Raw genomic sequence first — 21,378 nt, forward strand, 5'->3', positions numbered from 1 at the left:
GGCGGCAATCGCCGTTGTCACTAGCCTGGACCGCGGCGAACCTCGCGCAGCCGCTAGTTAAAGAGTGCGTCGAGCAGCGTATCGGCCGTCTGCCGCAAACGCGCCCTGTCTCGATAAAGACGTTCAATCACGACCAAACCCCGGGTAGCGGTGATGAACAGCCGCGCCGCCTCGGGTGGGGGTAACCGCAACTCGGGCGCGGCGCTTGCCAGGCGTTGGACAAACAGGGTTTCGAGATCATCCAGCAGGCCGGTCAGGGCATCCCGGATGACAGGATCGTCGATATCTGGCCCCATGGCCGTCTTGGTCGACATGCAACTGCGCGCCGGCGTTTCGTTGGTCAGCGATCCGATGAGCAGGCAGAGAAAGCCGTCGAGCGCGTCACGGGCGCCGGCCGCCTCGAGAACGCGCCGCGTGGCATCGACCCAATAGGCGCGATAGCGTTCAAACACGCGCAAGAACAAGGTTTCCTTGTCGCCGTACGCGTTGTAGAGCGAGCCGCGCTGCACCCCTGTGGCCGCGGCAAGTTCCTGCATGGTGGTGTCGGAATAGCCATGCTGCCAGAACACCGCCAGAGCCTGATCCAGCAAGAGGTCTTCATCGAATTGGCGTACGCCTGCCACGCTGTCCTCGCATTGTCCATGTCTGCGTAGGGGTATTAGACGGCATTCTTGTCATTGGTGTCAAATTTGACTAGAGTGTCAAAAATGCCGGGAACACCGGCGGTTTCTTGGGTGTTGCGCCATGTCTGTACCCCGTGTGTCCCGCGAGTTCCGTTTTGTGCTTTGCCTCGTTTTTGCGGGGTTCTGTGCCAGCCTCATCAGCATTGGGCCGGCTCGCTTTGTCTACACCCCGTTGCTGCCGGCTTTGATCGAGGCGCATTGGTTCTCGGCCGCCGACGCCGTCTATCTCGGTGCGGCCAACTTGGCAGGATATCTGGTGGGCGCGTTGAGTGGGCGTGCGCTGGCGCGTCGATGGCCGGATGTCAACGTGCTGCGTCTGATGTTGGTGCTGGTGGCCGCGTCCTTCGTCGGTTGCGCCTTTCCATTGTCGCTGAGTTGGTTTTTCATCTGGCGCTTGCTTTCCGGTATCGCCGGTGGCGTTGTGATGGTGCTGATTGCATCGACCTTGTTGCCGCATGTCCCTGTTGCCCGGCGCGGGCTGGCCAGCGGAGTGATCTTTGTTGGCGCAGGGTTGGGCGTGGTGGTCTCGGGCACCCTGGTGCCGTGGTTGATGCACTGGGATTTACGCGTCACCTGGCTGGGGTTGGCCGTGTTTACGGCTGTGTTGACGTTGGCGAGCTGGCGAGCCTGGCCCCCGGCAGTCCCCCGGAGCGGCCCGGCGGGCAGCACCTGCCTTGCGCGGCCTGCTGCTGCACGTACCGCGACCGTCGCGCTGCTCTATGTTCAGTACGCCCTCATGGCAGCGGCCTTCGTGCCCGTGATGGTGTTTCTGGTCGATTTCATCGCGCGCGGTCAGCGTCTGGGAGCCAGCGAAGGAGCGTATTTCTGGGTGCTGTACGGAGTAGGAGCCATGTTGGGGCCGGCGTTGTATAGGCTGTTGATCGACCGTTTCGGCGCTACGCTTACGTTGCGAATGATGCTGTCGTCGCAAATGTTGGCGATGCTGGCCCTGGCACAGGTCGACCACCACGGGGTTCTGGCGTGTCTGACGTTGCTACTCGGTACGTTTCCGTCGGGCATAGCGCCGACCATGCTGGCGCGTATCCATCAGTGGATGGCCGGCGCGGCGCAGCAAGCGGCGGTATGGAGCCGGGCGACGACCGCTTTTGCGGTGTTGCAGGCCGCGAGTGCTTATGGCTACTCTGCTCTGTTCAACCATACCGATGGCCGCTATGCCTTGTTGTTCGAGCTGGGTGCTGGCTTCATGGGCTTGACGTTTCTGATGGATTTTGGGTACACGGCACTGCAGCGCGAAAACAAAGTGGCTTGACAAAAAGTCTAATAATAGACACATATTACATATGTCTATGTCACCACGCGCGGTCGAGCAACAGGCGTTGCTCGACCAATTGCAACATATCGCCTGCGGCCTGAGTCAGACCTTCGCGCCGTTTTGCGAAGTGGTGCTGCACGACCTGCGTGATCCGACGCACTCCATTCTTGCCATCCATAACAATCTGTCAGGGCGCCAGGCCGGCGATCCGACCACGGAGCTGGGTCTGGCTCGCATTGCCGACGCTGGATTTCCGCAGGTGGTGGCCAACTATGCCAACCAGTTCGCCGATGGCAGGCAGGCCAAGAGCACCTCGATCGGGATCAAGGACAGCAGCGGTACCTACGTGGCCGCGCTGTGCCTGAATGTCGATCTCACGTTGTTTCGCAGCATGCAGAGCCTGTTGGGTCAATTCAGCACTCTGGCTGACGGTGCGGCGGCGCAGGAAACGCTGGATCCGCCCGGTGTACAGGCACTGCGCATGCGCATCGATCAGTTTGCGGCCCGGCTGGCCAGCACGCCGCGTTCGCTCAAGCCCGAAGAGCGTCGCCAGTTGTTGCGCGAACTCAAGAAGGAAGGCTACCTGGACGTGCGCCGCGCCGTGGAAGTCGTGGCGCAACATCTGGGCGTGTCGCGAGCCACGGTGTATGGCGATGCTAAATAAGTGCCATGCCCCGGCGTGCGCCGGGATGGTTTTTCGTTAAATCTTCAAGACCTACCGGTGAATTCGACCATGCAAAACCTTCCGACTTACGCCGACGTAGCGGCCGCCGCCGAGCGTCTGCAGGGCCACGCCCATCGCACGCCCGTGGCAACCTCGCGCCGCCTGAACCAGGAGTTGGGCCTGGAGTTGTTCATCAAATGCGAAAACCTCCAGCGTATGGGAGCGTTCAAGTTCCGTGGCGGCTTCAATGCTCTGTCGCGCTTGAATGACGCGCAACGCCGCGCCGGTGTGGTGGCCTTTTCGTCCGGTAACCACGCTCAGGCCGTGGCGCTGTCGGCGTCGCTGCTGGGCATACCGGCTACCATCATCATGCCGGAGGATGCGCCTGCATCCAAAGTCGCAGCGACCAAGGGCTATGGTGGAAACGTGGTGTTCTACAACCGCTATACCGAGGACCGTGAAGCCATCAGCCGCAAGTTCTCCGAAGAGCAAGGCCTCACACAAATCCCGCCTTATGACCATCCCGATGTCATTGCCGGGCAGGGTACCGCAGCCAAGGAGTTGTTCGAGGAGGTTGGACAGCTCGATGCCTTGTTCGTGAATCTGGGCGGCGGCGGCCTGTTGTCGGGTTCCTTGTTGTCGGCCAAGGCCTTGTCTGCTGATTGCAAGGTCTATGGTGTGGAACCCGAGGCGGGCAATGATGGCCAGCAATCGTTGCGTGCCGGGAAAGTCGTTCATATCGACACGCCCAAGACGATTGCCGATGGCGCTCAGACCCAGCACCTGGGGCAATACACCTTCGAGATCATCCGTCGCGACGTGACGGACATTGTGACGGTCAATGACGCACAATTGGTGGCCGAGATGCGGTACCTGGCCCAGTTTCTCAAGTTGGTTGCCGAACCCACCGGATGCCTGGGGCTGGCCGCCGTACGCCAGGCTCGCGAGCAACTGGCTGGCAAACGCGTCGGCGTGATCATCAGTGGCGGCAACGTCGACATGGCGCGTTTTTGCGAGCTACTGCGTGCCTGAGTCCGCGCTGGCATAGTCCTGCCGGTCTATGCCATGGCGTTGCAGCTTGTCGTAGAAGGTCTTGCGCGGCAAGCCCAGGGCGGCCATTGTCGCTTTGACCTCGCCCCGATGCGAGGCCAGTGTCTGGCGGATGATCTGCGCTTCAAATTGCTCCATGCGCTGGGGCAGACTCAACCCCGGCTCTGGGTGCGATTGGCTCACGGGCGGGTTGAGCCCCCCCAGCACAAAGCGTTCGGCAAAGTGTGCCAGCTCGCGGATGTTGCCGGGCCAGCGATGAGTGGCCAGATGATGGCGGACATCCTCGGTGATAGCGGGCGCCTCGCGATGAAACCGCCTGGCGGCCTGAGCGGTAAAGTGAGCAAATAGCAGTGCAATATCCGCACGGCGCTCACGTAATGGCGGCAGATGCAGCGTGACCACGTTAAGACGGTAGAAAAGGTCCTCGCGGAAACTCGCCCGCATGGCCTCGGCGCTGAGGTCTGTCTTTGTTGCCGCAACCACGCGCAGATCGACCGAGCGCACTTCATTGGTGCCCAGCGGGGCGACCTGACGGCCTTCCAGTACGCGTAAAAGTTTGACCTGTAAGGCCAGCGGCATGCTTTCGATTTCATCGAGAAACAGCGTGCCGCCGCTGGCGTACTCGATGCGCCCGATGCGTTTTTTCTGGGCACCGGTAAAAGCGCCCGGCTCATGGCCGAAGAGCTCTGATTCGATGACGGTTTCGGGCAGCGCGCCGCAGTTGATCGCCACCAGAGGGTGGTCGCGTCTATGCGACAACCTGTGCAGCATGGTGGCCACTACTTCTTTGCCCGTGCCGGTTTCGCCTTCGATGAGCACGTCCACATCCGCGTCGGCGATCTGACGCAACGTCTGTTTGATGCGCTGCATGGCAGGCGTCACGCCGATGAACGGGATATCTTCGTCCATGGCGTGGGCAGCCGCTTCCCGCAACTGGCGGTTGCTCAATACCAGGCGGCATTTTTCGGCCGCACGGTCTATGGCGGCCAGAAGCAGATCCGCGGGGTAGGGCTTGGCCAGAAAATCATAGGCGCCGTCGCGCATGGCCTGCACCGCCATGGCGATGTCACCGTGGCCGGTCACCAGAATGACGGGGATGTCCGCATCGATGTCGCGCAAGCGCAGCAAAAAGGAAATGCCATCCATGCCCGGCATGCGGACATCCGTGACGACGACTCCGCCAAAATCGCGATTGATGTGCGGCAAGGCAAGCAATGCCGAACTGAAGCCCCGGACGGAGAACCCCCGCATTTGAAGCGTCTGGAGACAGGCGCGCAATGCATCCGGGTCATCATCGACCACGAAGACTTCAGGTGTGCTTTGGTCCAGGGCGGGTTGGGAAAGGGGATTCATGAGGTTAGATCGGGGGCGTCGGGGGCGCGGCGCAGCAGGATTTCGAATACGGCGCCGCCCTCCGGGGTATTGGCGGCGTCCAATGTGGCGCCGCACTCGGTCAGAATGTCCTGGCAGATCACCAGACCCAGCCCGAGGCCTTCGGCCTTGGTGGTCTGAAACGGCGTGAACAGTTTTTGCAAGATCTGCGGCGCGATGCCTGGACCATTGTCCGTCAGACTGAGGCGGATAAAATCAGCGTCTGCCTGTACGCGCAGCGTCAAGCGGGGCTGGTGAGTGGCGGCATCCAGCGCGTTTTGCAGCAGGTTGACCAACACTTGCTCCAGGCGAGATCGGTCTGCCCGCACTCGTAGCTCAGGGGGGGCAGCCGTGTACGCGAGCACGGCATCTTGCCGGTGTAGCCGCGGCCCCATGAGCAGCAACGCACCATCGATGGCCTGATGCACGGGCAGATCGGTGATGCAGGCGCGGCCCTTGCGCGAAAACGCCCGCAACTCGCCCGTAATGCTGCCGATGCGATCCGTCAGGGCGGCGATGGTGCGGAGGTTTTCCTCGGTATGCTGCGGATCGCCGCGCTTCAGGAACGCCTGGGCGTTATCGGCGTAGGCGCGGATAGCCGACAACGGCTGATTGATTTCATGGGCCACGCCTGCCGCTATCTGTCCCAGGAGGGCTAGCTTGTTGGCCTGCACCAACTCATCCTGCATTTCGTGCAGGCGCGTTTCAGTGCGTTGCCGCTCGTCGATCTGTGCGACCAGTTGCTCATTGCTTTGACGCAGTTGGCGGGTGCGCATGCGGACGCGCCTTTCCAGGCGGGCCTTGGCGTTGAGTTGGGCGCGGACGCGCTCGCGCAGCAGGCGACGGCGATAAAACATCAAGCCACCGCCGGCGTAGGCGAAAGCCATGATCAACACTACGGTCAGTTGAATATTGGATATGGCGCGCCGGGTGCTGGCTTGCACCGGCACCAGGGTGTGCAATGTCCAGTTCGGCGAGGCGGGTACCGCACGGGCGCTGTGCATGAGTAAGGTGCCAGGCGGCATCGTCAGCGCTGCCGCCGTGTTACGCGTGAGCGCGTGCGCAGTGCCGTCGGCCAGGCTGGGTGCCAGCGGCAGTTCGGTGACGGCTCCTTGGCCGAACTGCAAACTCTGCTGCAGGCGTTCGGTCAGTGCGGCCGGCAACGGACCGATAGAGTGAAATTGCCATTGCGGTACGTTGCTGATGAGCACGACACCTTGTTCATCGGTGACGAATAGCGGATCGGGCAGCCCCTTCCAGTCTGCCTCTTGCTGTTGAAAGTCCATTTTGAGTACGGCGACGCCAAGGGGATGGCCTGCGACGTCATCGATGCGCCGGGAAATATACAGGCCCGCTTCGTGGCTGATCGTACCCAGGGCGAAGTACTCTGCCTGACCGTCGGCCATCGCACGCTGAAAGTAGGGGCGGAACTGATAGTCGACCCCCACGAACGTGGCCGGTTCGCGCCAGTTGCTCGCGGCAACGGCCACCCCCTGGCGGTCAAGGATGTAGATGGCTGAGGAACCGACGGCGTGACTGATCTCGGCCAGTTTGGCATCCAGGATTTCGACGGCCGACTGACGGCGTTCGGTCAGAGCCTGGTGCACTTCGGCATCGCGGGCCAGCACGTGCGGAACGGCGCGAAATTTCTCCAGGCTGCTACGCAGCGCGACGGTGTTCAACTGTGTGGTGGCATCGGCTCTTGCGGCTACCTCGCGTAAAGCGCGACTCTCCGCCCACTGGGTGGCCGCCAGCAGAATCAATAGCAGCAGCGCCAGTGCAGCAAGCGCCCAGACCGCTGCGCCAGACCATCGATGTCGACGTTGCGATGCAGCATTCGCGGCGTGGGCGGCGCGAGGCGGAGATGAGGAGAGCGGGGTGTACACGACGAGGAGTGTGTGGAATTCCGCACATTCTATAGCAGGCGTGTGCGGTCTGCCGCCAGCGCCGCGCGGCAGTACTTCTCGTGGTTAAAAAAAATGACGCCAGATCAACTGCTTGCCACTCGATTTTTGGTACCCTGAACCGGCACGAAACTTGCATTTATCGAAGCAGGGCCGCGCGTGGTGCGCGGCCGAACCATTGCAAAAACAAGCGCGTCGACTCATGTTGCGTTGCAATAGACGATGCGGAAACAGGTGGGGACAATCCCGATGATCGAAATCGATCAAAGCGCTGGCAGGCCGGTGCGCAAACAGAAGTTTTATCAAATCCTGTATGTGCAGGTGATAGTAGCCATTGTGATCGGCATTTTGCTGGGGTATTTCCGGCCGGATCTGGCCGATGCCATGAAGCCTCTGGGCGATGGTTTCATCAAGCTGGTGAAAATGATCATCGCACCCGTGATTTTCCTGACGGTTAGCACAGGCATCGCCGCCATGAGCGACCTCAAGAAAGTGGGGCGCGTGGCCGGCAAGGCCATGTTGTATTTTCTGGTGTTTTCCACACTTGCCCTCATTCTGGGTCTGGTGGTGAGTCATATCGTGCAGCCAGGCGCAGGCCTGCACATCGATCCGACTACGCTCGACCAGAAAGCGGTGGCCGATTATGTGACCAAGGCCCATGACTCGACCATCACCGGCTTTCTGCTCAATATCATTCCGACCACCATCGTCAGCCCGTTTGTGACCGGCGATATTCTCCAGGTGCTGTTCGTCGCCGTCCTGTTCGGTGTTGCGCTGGCGTTGGTCGGGTAACGCGCCAAGCCCGTGACGGATTTTCTGACGGTCCTGTCGTTGCCGGTTTTCAAGCTGGTTGCGCTGTTGATGAAGGCTGCACCCATTGGCGCCTTCGGCGCCATGGCTTTTACGATAGGCAAATATGGCATCAAGTCCGTGGTCAACCTGGCGATGCTGGTAGGAACCTTCTACGTTACCTCGATATTGTTCGTGGTTGTGGTCCTGGGGCTGGTGGCGCGTTATAACGGTTTTTCCATCCTGAAACTGGTGCGTTATATCCGCGAAGAGCTCCTGCTGGTGTTGGGTACGAGCTCGTCGGAGGCGGCGCTGCCCACGCTGATGCAAAAAATGGAGCGCGCCGGGTGTTCGAAATCCGTGGTGGGCCTGGTCGTGCCGACGGGCTACTCCTTCAACCTGGATGGAACCAACATCTATATGACCATGGCCGCGTTGTTTATCGCACAGGCTTGTGACATTCCGCTTACGTTGGGCGATCAGATCCTGCTGCTGTTGGTGGCGATGCTGAGTTCCAAGGGGGCCGCGGGCGTGACGGGTGCGGACTTCATTACGCTGGCGGCCACGTTGTCGGTGGTCCCGACTGTCCCGGTGGCGGGTATGGCCTTGATTCTGGGGGTCGACCGTTTCATGTCTGAATGCCGTGCGCTGACCAATCTGGTGGGCAACGCTACCGCCTCGATTGTCGTGGCGCGTTGGGAAGGCGAGTTGGACAAGGATGCCCTGCAGGTGGCGCTCGAGGGTTCACGTGCTGCGCCGGCTGCCGAACAGGCCAAGCAGGCCAAGCAGGCCAAGCAGGCCAAGCAGGCAGGTTAAGGCTACAGCGGCCAGAAGAAGACAGGCACCGGGGGCAAGCCCCGGTGTTTTTTTTTCAGGGCAAGGCGATGCCGGCATGGCCCAAAAGCTCGGACGTTTCAAAGAGCGGCAGCCCCATGACACCACTGTAGCTGCCGCTGATATGGCGGATGAAACTGCCGGCTAAGCCCTGAATCCCGTACGACCCTGCTTTGCCGAAAGGCTCGCCGCTATCGCAGTAGCGTTCGCATTCGGCGCGGGAAAGCGGCCGCATGCTGACCTCGGTGATAGATACCGCTTGATGCAAGGTCTGACCGTGGGCCAGAACTACGGCTGTGTGGACTTCGTGCGTTGTCCCCGATAGACATGCCAGCATGCGCAGAGCATCGGCTCGGTCTGCGGGCTTGCCCAAAACCTGGCCGTCGAGCATGACGGTTGTATCCGCCGCCAGCAAGGGGAGCACGGGAAGACCTTGATGCTCCATCCATGCGAGGCCGCGTTCGGCTTTCTCGCGCGCCGTACGGCGCACATAATCGGCCGGAGTTTCTCCCGGATGTTGAGGCTCATCCTCGCCAGCCGGGGCGGGTACTTGAAGGACGATGTGTTCGAGACCGATTTGAGTCAGCAACTCGCGGCGGCGTGGGCTGGCAGAGGCGAGATAAAGACGGGCAGGGCGGTCCATGGACGGTCAGGCGCGGTGATAGGGGTGGTTGGTCATGATGGCCCAGGCACGGTAGAGCTGCTCGGCCAGGAGCACCCGTACCATGGGGTGGGGTAAGGTGAGCGACGATAGGCGAATGAGCCCATCGCACGAAGCCTTGAGGCTGGCATCCAGTCCATCTGGGCCGCCAACCAGAAATGCCACATCGCGCCCGCCACCGCGCCATTTTTCCAATTGCTGCGACAGCGCTATCGTGGCGAGATCCCGCCCACGCTCGTCCAGAGCGATACGCAGGCTGCCTGCTGGTAGCGCTGCTTCGATGCGTCGCGCTTCGGCGGCCATCATCTGTGCCGGGGTTTTACCGCTGGTGCGCGGCTCGGGCTTGATTTCACGCAGTTCCAGCGCGCAATCGGCCGGCAACCGCTTGGCATAGTCGTCCCAGGCGGTCTGGACCCAATCCGGCATCCGGGTCCCGACCACAGCGACTATCAATTTCATGCCGGATCTTCGTCGTCGCTGACCGCGTCGTAGCTGCCCGCCATCGGCGCGGCGCGAGTGGACTCGGGCAACAGTTTGAGTCGCACGGGTTTGCCGCCCCAGATCTCTTCGAGGTTGTAGTACTGACGGATGGCCGGCTGCATCAGATGCACGACAATATCGCCCAAGTCGACAACGACCCATTCGCCGGTGTCTTCGCCCTCGACGGTGATGCCCGTCAGGCCCAGCGCGCGGCCACGATCGGCGGCGCTGGAGGCCAGCGCGCGGGTTTGGCGGTTGGAGGTCGCACTGGCAATGACGACACGGTCAAACAGGCTGGTCAGGTGGGTCGTGTTAAAGACCTTGATGTCCTGGGCCTTGACGTCTTCCAGGGCGTCGATGACGGCGCGTTGTAGTTTTTGAATATCCATGGCTGAAATAATAACCCGCGAGAGTAAAAAGAAAGATCGCCGCTCAGGCGGCAAGGTAGAGACCGTGCTCGGCGATGTAGCGCGAAACGGCCGCTGGTAGCAGGCCCGCGGTGGATTGGCCACTGGCCAGGCGTTGGCGGATGTCGGAGGCCGATATCGCCATGGGGGTAAAGGGTAGTTCGCGCAAGGATTTGCCCTGCTGCGCAAGCAAGACAGCCAGCGCATCGGGCGCTTGCAGCGGTGTGCCCGGACGGGTTGCCACCGCCAGGTCCACGCGGCGCACGATTTCCTGCCAGTCGCGCCAGGTGCAGAAATTTGCCAGTTGGTCGGCACCCAGGATCCAGGTGAATGTCGCGGCAGCGGGCAGCGCGCGCACGGTATCGACCGTATAGGTCGCACCGCCGCGATCGATTTCGGTCGAGTTGACTGCCAGACCGGGCTGCCCGGCAATGGCGGCCTTGATCATGGCTAGGCGGTCAGCGGGGCTGGCCAGCAGGGGGGCGCGTTGCCAGGGGTTGGCAGCGGGGATGAACTGCACTTCGTGCAGGCCCAGGTGAGCCATCGCGCTCTGCGCCAAGGCCAGATGTGCCAGATGGATGGGGTCAAAGCTTCCCCCCAGAAGACCGATTTGCTTCACACCCAATCCCGGGGCGTGAGAAAGGCGGCCAACTCGGCCTCGGGGGTGCCGGGCTCGGGCTGCCAATCGTAGCGCCACTGCGCCTGCGGTGGCATGGATAGCAGAATGGATTCGGTGCGCCCGCCCGACTGCAAGCCAAACAAGGTACCCCGGTCAAAGACCAGGTTGAACTCGACATACCGGCCACGCCGGTACGCCTGGAAATCGCGCTCACGCTGGCCATAGGCCAGGGCCTGGCGACGTTCGACGATGGGCAGATAGGCGCCGAGAAAACTGTCGCCGACCGAACGGGTCAGCGCAAAGCTGGCCTCGAAGCCGGGATCGTTCAGGTCATCGAAGAAAATGCCACCCACGCCGCGGGTTTCCTGACGGTGCTTGAGGTAGAAGTACTCATCGCACCAACGCTTGTAGTGGGGGTAGTAGTGCGGACCATGCGGGGCGAGGGCATCACGGCATGCAGCATGGAAATGACGCGCATCTTCTTCGAAAGCATAGTAAGGCGTCAGATCCAGCCCCCCGCCAAACCAGAAGACATCCTGTTCGTCGTGGTCGGGCCTGGCTTTGGCCACGAACATGCGTACGTTCATGTGCGTGGTGGGCACGTAGGGATTACGTGGATGCAAAACCATCGATACGCCCATGGCCTCCCAGGAGCGGCCAGCCAGTTCAGGGCGATGCGCACTGGCCGAGGGGGGCAGGCGCGAGCCGGTGACATGGCTAAATAGGACCGCCCCGCGCTCGAGCAACCGACCGCCTTCGATCAGGCGCGACAGACCGCCGCCGCCTTCGGGACGTTGCCAGTTATCGCTACGCAGAGCTTCGCCGCCAGCGGCCTCCAGCGCCGAGACGATACGGCTTTGCAGATCGAGCAGGTAGTGCTTGACAGCGGATATGTCGACGCTCATGCAGACATCAGGCTTTGGATTTTTGCTGGGAGGGTTTCAGGGCACGCCAACCAATGTCGCTGCGGTATTGCCGGCCATCGAAATGGATGGCGTTGACCGCCTCGTAGGCACGCTCGCGCGCGATGCGCACCGAGTCACCCAGCGCGGTGACGCACAGCACACGCCCACCGGTGGTCTTGATCTGATCGCCATCGCGTTCGGTGGCGGCGTGAAAAACCATGCAATCGTCCGTCTCGGCAGGCAAACCGTTGATCACGTCGCCGGTGCGCGGCGTGCCGGGGTAATTGTGCGAAGCCAGAACCACGCCTAGCGCGGTGCGGCGATCCCAGATGATGTCGGCTTGATCCAGGGTGCCGTCGACCGCATGCTCGAGCGCTTCGAGCAGATCGCTCTTGACGCGCATCATGATCGGCTGGGTTTCCGGGTCGCCCATGCGGCAGTTGAACTCCAGCGTCTTGATCGAGCGGTCTGGATCATCACCGGGGGCGATCATCAGGCCGGCATACAGAAAACCCGTATACGGGATGCCGTCGCGCGCCATGCCCTGCACGGTGGGCAGGATGATTTCGCGCATGATGCGATGATGCAGTTCGGGCGTGACGATGGGCGCTGGCGAGTAGGCGCCCATGCCGCCGGTATTGGGGCCTTGGTCGCCGTCTTGCAGGCGCTTGTGATCCTGGCTGGTCGCCAGCGCCAGGACGTTGCGGCCGTCGACCATGACAATGAAGCTGGCTTCTTCACCGACCAGGCACTCTTCGATCACTACGCGTGCGCCGGCATTGCCCAGCGAGCCATCGCCCAGCATGGCGTCAATGGCGGCGTGCGCCTCTTCGAGGCTGGCGGCAACGACGACACCTTTGCCCGCGGCCAGACCATCGGCCTTGATGACGATTGGCGCGCCTTCCTGGTCGATATAGGCATGGGCCTGCACCGGGTCGGTAAAGGTCTGGTAGCGTGCCGTGGGGATGTTGTGGCGCACCATGAACGCCTTGGCGAAATCCTTGGAGCTCTCCAGTTGGGCTGCCGCCTTGGTCGGGCCGAAGATCTTCAGGCCGCGCGCACGGAATACGTCCACCACGCCGGCAGCCAGGGGGGCTTCGGGGCCGACGACGGTCAGCGAGACGCCCTCTCGCTGCACGAAATCAGCAAGTTCTTCGGGCTGGGTAAGCGCGATGTTTTCCAGCTGGTCGCCCGTCTGCGTGCCGCCGTTACCCGGCGCCACATAGACCCTATGCACGCGTGGCGAGCGGGCCAGACGCCATGCAAGGGCATGTTCGCGGCCGCCCGAGCCGATTACCAGGAGTTTCATGTTGCGGAGAATCTGAAAGGTGTTGCCGCCCGGCGAGGGCGCGGGAGCCAGTCGGTCCCGTCGGAATAGACGCCCGTCCCGGCGGGTGCCGTGACGGGCGGTGTCACTACTGCGCTTCGTCGAACACGACGTTGGTGTAAACCTCTTGGACGTCGTCCAAACCTTCGAGAACGTCGAGCAGCTTTTGCATCTTGATAGCGTCGTCACCCGTCAATTCGGTTTCGTTCAACGCCTTCATGATGATGCCGTCGACTTCGGCCTTCAGGCCGGCAGTGTCGAAGGCCTGGCGCAGGGCGGCATAATCCGCGGGCGCGCAAACGACTTCGATGCCGCCTTCTTCGTCGGTCAGGACATCCTCGGCACCGGCTTCCAGGGCCACTTCCATGACCTTGTCTTCGGAGCTGCCCGGGGCGAACAGGAACTGGCCGCAGTGCTTGAACATGAAGGCCACCGAGCCTTCCTGGCCCAGGTTGCCGCCGTTCTTGGTGAAAGCATGACGGACTTCGGCTACCGTGCGGGTGCGGTTGTCAGTCATGCAGTCGACGATGACGGCTGCGCCGCCGACGCCATACCCCTCGTAGCGGACTTCTTCGTAGTCGGCGCCGTCAGCGCCGCCTGCACCGCGCTGGATGGCACGCTGGATGTTGTCCTTGGGCATATTGGCGTCGGTAGCCTTGTCCCAGGCCAGCCGCAGACGCGGATTGCTGTCGGGATCCGCGCCGCCGGCTCGTGCCGCGACGGTGATCTCACGAATGATTTTGGTCCAGAGCTTACCCCGCTTGGCGTCTTGGCGGCCCTTGCGGTGCTGGATATTGGCCCATTTACTATGTCCGGCCATGGCTTCCCGATGAAAGATCTGCAAACGGGTATTTTACCGTGCCCGGGACTGGCCCGCCGCAGCGTTACGCTTATGTGTCTCTGCCGCCACGTCCACACAGGCCGCCCAGGCCCTAAACTTGACCCTCTTTCAGGGAAATCCGGAGTACCGCCATGCCTGATCCTATCGTCATTGCCAAGAATGCCAAGACCGAACTTGCCTTGCTGCCAGCCCTGGCCAACCGGCATGGTTGCATCACCGGCGCCACGGGGACGGGTAAGACGGTCACGCTGCAACTCTTGGCAGAGTCATTCTCGCGCATCGGTACGCCGGTTTTTCTGGCCGACGTCAAGGGTGACCTGACGGGCATCGCGCAGACTGGCGCCGCATCGTCCAAGCTCACGGAGCGCCTGAGCAGTCTGGGTCTGCCCGAGCCCGTCTGGGGTGCCAGCCCGGTCGCGCTGTGGGATGTCTTCGGCGAGCAGGGCACGCCTGTGCGCGCCACGGTTTCAGACATGGGGCCATTGTTGCTGGCTCGCATGCTCGAGCTAAATCCGACCCAGGAGGGCGTTCTCGCGTTGGTGTTCAAGGTGGCTGACGATGAAGGGCAACTGCTGCTGGACATGAAGGATCTGCGCGCCATGTTGCAGGATGTGACCGACCGTGCCGCCGAACTCAAGGTGCGCTACGGCAACGTCTCGGCGGCCTCGGTGGGGGCGATTCAGCGTGCTTTGCTGCAGTTGGAGTCACAGGGCGCGGACCATTTCTTCGGCGAACCCATGCTGGATGTGGCTGACCTGATGCGCACCGATGCGCGAGGACACGGCGTGGTCAATATCCTGGCTGCCGACAAACTGATGCAGGCTCCGCGGCTCTATGGTGTGTTTCTGCTCTGGTTGCTGGCTGACCTTTATGAAAAGCTGCCTGAAGCCGGCGATCTGGAGCAGCCCAAGCTGGTGTTTTTCTTCGATGAAGCGCACCTGTTGTTCAGTGATGCACCCGGCGCATTGCTGAACAAGATCGAGCAGGTGGTGCGTTTGGTGCGATCCAAGGGAGTGGGGATCTATTTCGTCACGCAAAACCCCCTGGATATTCCTGACAGCGTGCTTGGGCAGTTGGGTAATCGGGTGCAGCACGCGCTGCGCGCGTTTACGCCGCGCGATCAGAAGGCCGTCAAAACGGCCGCCCAGACAATGCGACCGCAGTCCGGCCTGGACATCGAGGCGGCCATCACCGAACTGGGGGTGGGCGAAGCGCTGGTGTCGTTGCTCGATGCCAAAGGGCGGCCGACGCCGACGCAGCGCGCCTGGATACTGGCGCCGGGCAGTCGTATTGGTCCGGCCTCCGATAGCGAACGTGCGGCATTGCGCCGGGACATGCCGTTGGCAGCCAAGTACGAGCAGCCCGTAGACCGCGAATCTGCCTACGAAAAACTCCACGCCCGGGCTCAGGCGACCGCGCCTGCAAGCCCTTCGGCAGCACCACCGCCGGCCGCGACGCAGGGCGACAGCCTGACCGGCGGGCTACTCAAAGGGCTGAACGACGTCCTCTTTGGCTCGACCGGCCCGCGCGGTGGCAAACGCGACGGTGTGGTGCAGACCGCGGCCAAGTCGGCATTGCGGCAGGCCAGCCGTGATCTGGTGCGAGGGGTGCTTGGATCACTCTTGGGCTCGCGCAGGCGCTGACGCACCGGACAATTGATGTTCCGTTTGTCAGAGATTTTCACCAGAGTCCTGACAGGCTGTGACCGCAGGGAGACAGGCGTTTCGGTCCATTTCAGGTCTGCTTGCACGTGAGCGCAAGCGGCGCATGATGTCCTCACCGGCATGTGCCGGAGTGGAGGACATCATGAGGATGATGACGCGCGCTGCCGCCGCGGCACTGTTGGGCATTCTGGGCGGATGCATCGTGGTCCCCCCCGGCCACGGGCATGGCCCGGGGCCCTATCGCTACGGCCCGCCCCAGTACTACGCGCCGGCCTATCCGGCCCCGTACTACCGTTGATGGCCCAGATGGGCGGCCGTATCGTCGAGCACGCGCGCGAATCGGGCCACCATGTCGCGCACTTGGGCTGCGGTAATGATGAGCGGGGGGCAGAAGGCGACGGTGTCTTGAATACCGCGCACGATGAGTCCATGGTCGTGGGCACGCTCATAGGCATAGCCTCCGGCGCTGCCCAATGGATCAAAGGGGGTGCGGGCAGCTTTGTCGGCCACGAGCTCAACGCCAGCAATCAGGCCCGCGCTGCGGATTTCACCGACCAAAGGATGATCGGCCAGCGCGTTGAGTTCCTGGCGCAGGATATCGCCCATTTCGGCGGCGTGGGCGATGAGGCCGCGCTCATCGATGATCCGCAGGTTCTCCAGGGCGACCGCCGTCGCCACAGGGTGGCCACTTGCCGTATAACCGTGGCCAAAGGTGCCGAGGCGGCCGCTGTAGTTCCGAATCGCATCGGAGACCTTGGCGTTAAGCAGCACCGCACCCAAGGGCTGATAGGAGGAGGTGATCTGTTTGGACAGGACCATCAGGTCGGGTTCGATGTCGAAGATTTCGCTACCGAACCGTTTGCCCAAACGGCCAAATCCGGTGATGACCTCATCGGCAATCACCAGGATGTCGTACTTGCGGCAAACCGCCTGGATTTTTTGCCAATAAGTCTGGGGTGGAACGATCACGCCTCCCGCGCCCATGACGGGTTCGCCGATAAAGGCGGCCACGGTGTCGGGCCCTTCGCGCAGGATGAGAGCCTCGAGTTCGTCGGCCATGCGCGTGGCGAAATCCTCTTCGCTTTCGCCTGGCAGGGCCTGCCGGTAATAGTGCGGGCACGCCGTATGCAGTATCTGCGGCAACGGCAGATCAAAGCCTTTGTGATTGCCGGGCAGGCCGGTCATGCTGGCTGAGGCCACCGTCACGCCATGGTAGCCACGCTGGCGGGCGATGATTTTCTTTTTGTCGGTGCGGCCCAGTGCGTTGTTGTAGTACCAGACCAGTTTGACGACGGTGTCGTTGGCCTCGGAGCCGGAGTTGGTGAAAAAGGCCTGCGCCATTCGGCCCTCGGTATAACCGATGAGGCGCTCGGAGAGCTCGATCACGCTTGGGTGCGATTTGTGCGTGAACGTGTGGTAGTAGGGCAACTCCTGCAACTGGCGCGTTGCGGCATCGACCAGACGCGGCTCGCCAAAACCCACGGCCACGCTCCACAGGCCCGCCATGCCTTCGAGATAGCGATTGCCTTTGTCGTCATACACATAGATACCTTCGCCGCGCGTGATGATGCGCGGCCCCACCTGGGCATGCTTGATCGCATTGGTGTAGGAGTGCAGTTGATACTGGACATCCTGCTGCTGGGCCTGGCTGAGATTGGACATGGGAGATTTCCGGATGAGGCCGCCGTAGACGGTCTGTAACGTGGCTTTTGGCCTGTTATATGATCGAGTCATTATCCAACAATCCCACGCCTCGCAGCGCGTAGAGTCCACCGTGAAAATCATTTTCTCAACCAGCCACGAAATCGAACCGTCCGAATGGATTTAGCCGCTGGCTCGTGCGGTGCCGGGCGCGGAAGTCGTGATGTGGTCGGAAGACCTGCCACGGCAGGATGCCGAGATCGCCGTGGTCTGGGGCCCGCCTGCCGGGTTGTTCGAGCGTGAGCGCAAACTGCGCGTCGTGTTCAATCTTGGTGCAGGCGTGGATGCGTTGTTTCGCTTACCGACGTTGCCGGCCGAACTGCCGATCGTGCGACTCGAGGATGCCGGCATGGCGGTGCAGATGGCCGAGTACGCCGCGCATGCGCTGGTGCGCGCCAGCCGGCAGTTCGATCAGTACGAGGCGCTGCAGCGCGAAGGACGTTGGCAACCATTGCCGGAACTGGATCGCAGCCTGTGGCCGGTCGGCGTGCTTGGCATGGGGGTGATGGGCGCGCGGGTGGCCAGCAGCCTGGCCGCTCTCGACTATCCGGTGGCGGGCTGGTCGCGTAGCGGCAAGTGCCCCGACGGCATTCAGGCCTTTGGCGGCCGAGATGCATTGGATGCGTTCCTGGGCCGCACACGGGTACTGATCAATACGTTGCCCTTGACCGACGACACGCACGATCTGCTGTGCCGCGAAACCCTGTCCAAGCTGATGCCTGGCGCCTATCTCATCAATATGGGTCGCGGTGCGCATCTGGTCGAAGAGGATTTGCTCGCCTTGCTCGACAGCGGACAGGTGGCCGGCGCGACGCTGGATGTCTTTCGCACCGAACCGTTGCCGCTGGGGCATCCCTTCTGGACCCATCCGCGTGTGACCGTGACGCCGCACGTGGCCGCGATGAGTCTGCGGCGTGAAACTCTTGCTCAGGTAGCGGCCAAGATCCAGGCTTTCATCCGAGGCGAGCCCTTATCGGGCCTGGTATCGCGCGAGCGGGGATATTGAGTCCCGCCATGTGCGCTGGCAGAACCCGCGCGCGCACCTTCAGCGGTTGAGCAGGAGAGATTGGCGTGCGGCGTCGTTCTCCGGCGCGGGCGTCTGGCGGTCGGCTAGCGGCTGCTTGACGTCACCGCCCGCCCGCATCCGAGCGTCGGCGGGATCTTCCAGGCGCGTTGCGCCAGGTCACGAGAAAAATGCCGGCACCCACGATGAGCATCATGCCGGCGACGGCCAGGCCGTCGGGAGGGCGGTCGAACAGGAAGGTGCTGAACACCATGGCCATCAGTAGATGGAAATAGTTCAGGGGAGCCAGCGTTGAGGCTTCGACACGTTGGAACGCCGCGATAAGCAGAATCTGCGCCAGGCCATTGCCTGTGCCCATGGCCAGGATCGCGAGCCAGTCGGCGGCGTCCGGCCAAGGGTCAGGAAGAAAGAAAGGCGCGGGCAGGGCAGTCATCAGCAGGCAGATGAAGGCCGTGTAGGCATATTGCACATGACTGGCGACCCGGCCGGCCAGCTTGCGGGTCAGAACCTGGAATATGGCGTATGCCATGGCCGCGACCGCCATGAGCGCTGTGCCCAGGGCGGGCAGATCACCGCCCGGGCGCACGATCAGCAACATGCCGGCAAAGCCTGCGCCGACGGCCAGCCACTGTGGCAGCCCCACGTGTTCGCCTAGCAACCAGGGCGACAGTGCCACCAGAATAAGGGGTGAGGTGAAGTAAATCGCGGTGGCCTCTGACAAAGGTATCCAGATGAGTGCGGTCATAAAGCAGGTGCCCACCGTGCCTAACGCCAGCCCACGAGCCAGCAACAACGGTTTGTACGGTTGCCGCGACCAACGGGCAGCGCCACGGCCGGCCAGCAGAAACAGTGCGATGGTACTGACTGCGCTGTAACGCACGACGTTAAGAAAGGGGGCGGGATAGAACGCCAGCATATGCTTGGAGGCGGCGTCAAAGGTCGCCAGCGCAACCAACGCCGCCAGAAAACAGAGGATGCCGGCCGTGCGCGAGGAGGCGGGGCTGACGGTGGTCATGGCTGCGCAGCCCCCCTCTTGCTCCAGCGCCTGGGCGCGAGTCGGTATGACAAGGAGCGCGGCGCGGGCACTGCGGCCCGGATGCGCAACGTGCCGTCGCAGGCGCGGCGGCCGCGACGTGGAAAGAAAGCCTTCATGAGTGTCCCGGCCGGGCGCTATCCGGCCGTCTTGATTTCGACCTCAACGAACACGAATTCGGTGTCGTTGGGATTGATGACATTGTGTTCGACGCCGATTGGGCGTGTGTAAGCGACCCCCGAGGTGAGCTGGCTTTCACGCAGCCCTTCGGGGGTCTCCAGTAGCAATACGCCGGTGGTTTGAGGAACAACGACGTAACGCATGCCGTGACGATGTCAGCCAGTCTCGGCGCCAGGCGGGAAGCGCCATTCTGTCACGCAGACGTAGTCGTCATCGATTTGCACGGTGGGGATGGCCGGGGGGCGAGTCATAGCGGTCTCCGAAATCGTTCAGCAGGTGGCTGGGGCAGGGCCTGGTTCATTATGTACAGCGCTTCGTTCGTCAACTTTCTTGATGGAGGGCGGAGCGTGGCAATGGATGTCGTTTGCACACGGCGGCGCTGTCGCGGCCCCCAGCCGCGTGTCGGGGCGCGGTGACGGTCGGCGTGTGGCCGGGGAAGCGTCGCAGCGATAGGCACGTCACGCCCTGTTTGCCGTCCAATGGGTAGGTTTGGGCCGTCGCCTGCGGTGGGCACGACCACGTGGTGGCCAGCCGGCCGAGCCTCGTTGCCCTCATGCATGATGTGCACGTCCTGATGATGGTGACGCAGCGTATCGAATGTTGCGTAATTTCAAAAGGTCCAAACGACATCGAGTTTCTGGTGCCACTCGGAAAGCATGGGGTTCCTCTGGAGCACGTCTGGCGGGAGCAGATCGTTCCTCCACCAGCGCGTTGGCCGGCGTCGGCATACGTGCAGCGCTGGCCGGGCGCGGTGCCCACCCTTTATCATGCGCAAGAGACGCGCCGTGTCGGCGTGTGACCTTGGAGACATTCGGGTGGCTGCAAAGAAACACAGAATCGCCGTGATTCCCGGCGACGGTATTGGCAAGGAAGTCGTGCCCGAAGGGCTGCGTGTGCTCGATGCGGCAGCCACGCGTTTTGGCATCGATTTCCAATGGGATCACTTCGACTGGAGCTGCGACTATTACGCCAACTACGGCAAGATGATGCCCGATGACTGGATGCAGCAGATCGGCGGCCATGAGGCCATTTTCTTTGGCGCCATCGGTTGGCCGGCCACCGTACCCGATCATGAAGCACTGTGGGGGTCGTTGTTTCGTTTCCGCCGCGATTTTGATCAGTACATCAACTTGCGCCCGGTACGTCTGATGCCTGGCGTGCCGTCGCCGTTGGCCAATCGCCAGCCTGGCGAGATCGATTTTTTCCTCGTGCGCGAGAACACCGAGGGGGAATACTCCAACAGCGGTGGGCGCCTGTTTGCAGGTACCGAACGTGAAGTCGTGATCCAAGAGAGCGTGTTCACGCGCGTGGGCGCCGACCGGGTATTGAAGTTCGCCTTCGATCTTGCGCAAAAACGCGGTAAACATTTGACCGCCGCGACCAAGTCCAATGGCATCTCGATTTCCATGCCTTGGTGGGACGAGCGCGTGGCCGATATCGCCACGCAGTATCCCGATGTGCGCTGGGACAAGTATCACATCGACATCCTTTGTGCCCATTTCGTGCAACACCCGGACTGGTTCGATGTCGTGGTGGCGTCGAACCTGTTCGGTGACATCCTTTCCGACTTGGGGCCCGCCTGCACCGGCACCATAGGAATTGCGCCTTCGGCGAACCTGAATCCCGAGCGTAAGTTTCCCTCGCTCTTCGAGCCGGTGCACGGATCTGCGCCCGACATTTACGGCAAGGGTATCGCCAATCCGATCGGCCAGATCTGGAGCGGGGCGCTGATGCTGGACTTCCTCGGCTACCCTCAGGCCTCGCAAGCCGTCGTATCGGCCATTGAAACGGTGTTGGCGCAAGGGCCGCGCACGGCGGACATGAAGGGCAAGGCCAGTACCGAAGAGGTCGGCCGGGCCATCGCCGGCATCGTGGCCAAGGCTTGATAAGAAAGGCCCACCTGAACTGCCCCCCAATAAGCTGGACCTAGGTCCAGCTTATTGGGGGGCAGTTCAGGTGGGCGGGCCT

The 21,378-nt window shown here is 62.2% G+C and carries 20 protein-coding genes and 2 pseudogenes; 9 read left to right on the plus strand and 13 right to left on the minus strand.

Annotated features, from left to right (window positions below; all coding sequences use genetic code 11):
• Positions 1–53: 53 nt before the first annotated feature.
• Positions 54–623 (minus strand): TetR/AcrR family transcriptional regulator, encoded by a 570-nt coding sequence (locus LK440_RS04865; RefSeq protein WP_005014760.1) that lies wholly within the window; start codon positions 621–623, stop codon positions 54–56.
• A gap of 121 nt (positions 624–744) precedes the next feature.
• On the opposite strand from LK440_RS04865, the gene LK440_RS04870 reads away from it, so the two are divergent.
• The 3 genes from LK440_RS04870 to LK440_RS04880 all read left to right on the plus strand — a co-directional run bounded on the left by LK440_RS04870 (position 745) and on the right by LK440_RS04880 (position 3,652).
• Entirely contained in the window at positions 745–1,953 is a 1,209-nt protein-coding gene (locus tag LK440_RS04870; RefSeq protein WP_005014759.1) for a YbfB/YjiJ family MFS transporter, read from the plus strand.
• A 37-nt stretch (positions 1,954–1,990) separates the two neighbouring features.
• Positions 1,991–2,620, plus strand: coding sequence for a helix-turn-helix transcriptional regulator (locus LK440_RS04875; protein WP_005014755.1), 630 nt, complete (start codon positions 1,991–1,993; stop codon positions 2,618–2,620).
• Between the two features lie 69 nt (positions 2,621–2,689).
• Positions 2,690–3,652: a threo-3-hydroxy-L-aspartate ammonia-lyase gene (locus LK440_RS04880; RefSeq protein WP_005014754.1), complete on the plus strand. Its 963-nt coding sequence runs from the start codon at positions 2,690–2,692 to the stop codon at positions 3,650–3,652.
• Here the strand turns inward: LK440_RS04880 and LK440_RS04885 are convergent.
• Positions 3,638–5,023, minus strand: coding sequence for a sigma-54-dependent transcriptional regulator (locus tag LK440_RS04885; RefSeq protein ID WP_005014753.1), 1,386 nt, complete (start codon positions 5,021–5,023; stop codon positions 3,638–3,640). The genes LK440_RS04880 and LK440_RS04885 overlap by 15 nt on opposite strands.
• The gene (locus LK440_RS04890; RefSeq protein WP_005014750.1) at positions 5,020–6,804 is read right to left on the minus strand and encodes an ATP-binding protein; all 1,785 of its coding nucleotides are present in this window, start codon (positions 6,802–6,804) and stop codon (positions 5,020–5,022) included. The genes LK440_RS04885 and LK440_RS04890 overlap by 4 nt, the downstream gene beginning before the upstream one ends.
• Positions 6,805–7,194: 390 nt before the next feature.
• Here LK440_RS04890 and LK440_RS04895 point away from each other — a divergent pair.
• Positions 7,195–8,550: pseudogene (locus tag LK440_RS04895) on the plus strand (dicarboxylate/amino acid:cation symporter).
• A 55-nt stretch (positions 8,551–8,605) separates the two neighbouring features.
• Here the strand turns inward: LK440_RS04895 and LK440_RS04900 are convergent.
• From LK440_RS04900 to LK440_RS04930, 7 genes are all read right to left on the minus strand, one after another.
• The gene (locus LK440_RS04900; protein WP_005014748.1) at positions 8,606–9,211 is read right to left on the minus strand and encodes a Maf family protein; all 606 of its coding nucleotides are present in this window, start codon (positions 9,209–9,211) and stop codon (positions 8,606–8,608) included.
• 6 nt (positions 9,212–9,217) lie between these two features.
• On the minus strand, positions 9,218–9,688 hold the full coding sequence (gene rlmH, locus LK440_RS04905; RefSeq protein ID WP_005014747.1) for a 23S rRNA (pseudouridine(1915)-N(3))-methyltransferase RlmH: 471 nt from the start codon (positions 9,686–9,688) through the stop codon (positions 9,218–9,220).
• The gene (gene rsfS / locus LK440_RS04910) at positions 9,685–10,098 is read right to left on the minus strand and encodes a ribosome silencing factor (protein WP_005014744.1); all 414 of its coding nucleotides are present in this window, start codon (positions 10,096–10,098) and stop codon (positions 9,685–9,687) included. The genes rlmH and rsfS overlap by 4 nt, the downstream gene beginning before the upstream one ends.
• Positions 10,099–10,141: 43 nt before the next feature.
• A complete protein-coding gene (gene nadD, locus LK440_RS04915) occupies positions 10,142–10,735 on the minus strand; it encodes a nicotinate-nucleotide adenylyltransferase (RefSeq protein ID WP_005014741.1) in 594 nt (197 codons plus the stop codon).
• The gene (hemF, locus tag LK440_RS04920; RefSeq protein ID WP_005014740.1) at positions 10,732–11,640 is read right to left on the minus strand and encodes an oxygen-dependent coproporphyrinogen oxidase; all 909 of its coding nucleotides are present in this window, start codon (positions 11,638–11,640) and stop codon (positions 10,732–10,734) included. Before hemF ends, nadD begins: the two co-directional genes overlap by 4 nt.
• A gap of 7 nt (positions 11,641–11,647) precedes the next feature.
• A complete protein-coding gene (gene purD, locus LK440_RS04925; RefSeq protein WP_005014730.1) occupies positions 11,648–12,949 on the minus strand; it encodes a phosphoribosylamine--glycine ligase in 1,302 nt (433 codons plus the stop codon).
• Positions 12,950–13,055: 106 nt separating this feature from the next.
• Positions 13,056–13,787: a YebC/PmpR family DNA-binding transcriptional regulator gene (locus LK440_RS04930; RefSeq protein WP_005014728.1), complete on the minus strand. Its 732-nt coding sequence runs from the start codon at positions 13,785–13,787 to the stop codon at positions 13,056–13,058.
• A gap of 152 nt (positions 13,788–13,939) precedes the next feature.
• On the opposite strand from LK440_RS04930, the gene LK440_RS04935 reads away from it, so the two are divergent.
• Both LK440_RS04935 and LK440_RS04940 read left to right on the plus strand, forming a co-directional pair.
• Positions 13,940–15,451, plus strand: a complete 1,512-nt coding sequence (locus LK440_RS04935; RefSeq protein WP_005014726.1) for a helicase HerA-like domain-containing protein — start codon at positions 13,940–13,942, stop codon at positions 15,449–15,451.
• Between the two features lie 163 nt (positions 15,452–15,614).
• Positions 15,615–15,770: a hypothetical protein gene (locus tag LK440_RS04940; protein WP_153566136.1), complete on the plus strand. Its 156-nt coding sequence runs from the start codon at positions 15,615–15,617 to the stop codon at positions 15,768–15,770.
• On the opposite strand, the gene LK440_RS04945 is transcribed toward LK440_RS04940, so the two are convergent.
• A complete protein-coding gene (locus tag LK440_RS04945) occupies positions 15,761–17,134 on the minus strand; it encodes an aspartate aminotransferase family protein (protein ID WP_005014723.1) in 1,374 nt (457 codons plus the stop codon). The genes LK440_RS04940 and LK440_RS04945 overlap by 10 nt on opposite strands.
• Before the next feature lie 169 nt (positions 17,135–17,303).
• Here LK440_RS04945 and LK440_RS04950 point away from each other — a divergent pair, with 169 nt between their 5' ends.
• On the plus strand, positions 17,304–18,179 hold the full coding sequence (locus LK440_RS04950; RefSeq protein ID WP_370510768.1) for a 2-hydroxyacid dehydrogenase: 876 nt from the start codon (positions 17,304–17,306) through the stop codon (positions 18,177–18,179).
• A 121-nt stretch (positions 18,180–18,300) separates the two neighbouring features.
• On the opposite strand, the gene LK440_RS04955 is transcribed toward LK440_RS04950, so the two are convergent.
• Together LK440_RS04955 and LK440_RS04960 are read right to left on the minus strand one after the other, a co-directional pair.
• On the minus strand, positions 18,301–19,212 hold the full coding sequence (locus tag LK440_RS04955; RefSeq protein ID WP_005014720.1) for a DMT family transporter: 912 nt from the start codon (positions 19,210–19,212) through the stop codon (positions 18,301–18,303).
• Positions 19,213–19,367: 155 nt separating this feature from the next.
• Positions 19,368–19,661, minus strand: a pseudogene (locus tag LK440_RS04960) (cupin domain-containing protein).
• Positions 19,662–19,963: 302 nt separating this feature from the next.
• Between LK440_RS04960 and LK440_RS04965 the strand changes: the two are divergent.
• Together LK440_RS04965 and LK440_RS04970 are read left to right on the plus strand one after the other, a co-directional pair.
• On the plus strand, positions 19,964–20,209 hold the full coding sequence (locus LK440_RS04965) for a hypothetical protein (protein WP_005014714.1): 246 nt from the start codon (positions 19,964–19,966) through the stop codon (positions 20,207–20,209).
• Complete coding sequence (locus LK440_RS04970; protein ID WP_050557407.1) at positions 20,178–21,296, plus strand: tartrate dehydrogenase; 1,119 nt, start codon at positions 20,178–20,180, stop codon at positions 21,294–21,296. The genes LK440_RS04965 and LK440_RS04970 overlap by 32 nt, the downstream gene beginning before the upstream one ends.
• The last annotated feature ends 82 nt before the right edge of the window (positions 21,297–21,378 follow it).

The organism is Bordetella holmesii, assembly GCF_020735985.1.
Lineage (GTDB): Bacteria > Pseudomonadota > Gammaproteobacteria > Burkholderiales > Burkholderiaceae_B > Bordetella > Bordetella holmesii.

Coding starts and splice junctions, on each gene's coding strand:
- LK440_RS04935 (WP_005014726.1), top strand. CDS start 13,940: ATGCCTGATCCTATCGTCATTGCCAAGAATGCCAAGACCGAACTTGCC.
- LK440_RS04945 (WP_005014723.1), bottom strand. CDS start 17,134: ATGTCCAATCTCAGCCAGGCCCAGCAGCAGGATGTCCAGTATCAACTG.
- hemF (WP_005014740.1), bottom strand. CDS start 11,640: ATGAGCGTCGACATATCCGCTGTCAAGCACTACCTGCTCGATCTGCAA.
- purD (WP_005014730.1), bottom strand. CDS start 12,949: ATGAAACTCCTGGTAATCGGCTCGGGCGGCCGCGAACATGCCCTTGCA.
- LK440_RS04965 (WP_005014714.1), top strand. CDS start 19,964: ATGCATGATGTGCACGTCCTGATGATGGTGACGCAGCGTATCGAATGT.
- LK440_RS04880 (WP_005014754.1), top strand. CDS start 2,690: ATGCAAAACCTTCCGACTTACGCCGACGTAGCGGCCGCCGCCGAGCGT.
- LK440_RS04900 (WP_005014748.1), bottom strand. CDS start 9,211: ATGGACCGCCCTGCCCGTCTTTATCTCGCCTCTGCCAGCCCACGCCGC.
- LK440_RS04955 (WP_005014720.1), bottom strand. CDS start 19,212: ATGACCACCGTCAGCCCCGCCTCCTCGCGCACGGCCGGCATCCTCTGT.
- LK440_RS04930 (WP_005014728.1), bottom strand. CDS start 13,787: ATGGCCGGACATAGTAAATGGGCCAATATCCAGCACCGCAAGGGCCGC.
- LK440_RS04970 (WP_050557407.1), top strand. CDS start 20,178: ATGCGCAAGAGACGCGCCGTGTCGGCGTGTGACCTTGGAGACATTCGG.
- rlmH (WP_005014747.1), bottom strand. CDS start 9,688: ATGAAATTGATAGTCGCTGTGGTCGGGACCCGGATGCCGGATTGGGTC.
- LK440_RS04940 (WP_153566136.1), top strand. CDS start 15,615: ATGAGGATGATGACGCGCGCTGCCGCCGCGGCACTGTTGGGCATTCTG.
- LK440_RS04875 (WP_005014755.1), top strand. CDS start 1,991: ATGTCACCACGCGCGGTCGAGCAACAGGCGTTGCTCGACCAATTGCAA.
- LK440_RS04870 (WP_005014759.1), top strand. CDS start 745: ATGTCTGTACCCCGTGTGTCCCGCGAGTTCCGTTTTGTGCTTTGCCTC.
- LK440_RS04885 (WP_005014753.1), bottom strand. CDS start 5,023: ATGAATCCCCTTTCCCAACCCGCCCTGGACCAAAGCACACCTGAAGTC.
- rsfS (WP_005014744.1), bottom strand. CDS start 10,098: ATGGATATTCAAAAACTACAACGCGCCGTCATCGACGCCCTGGAAGAC.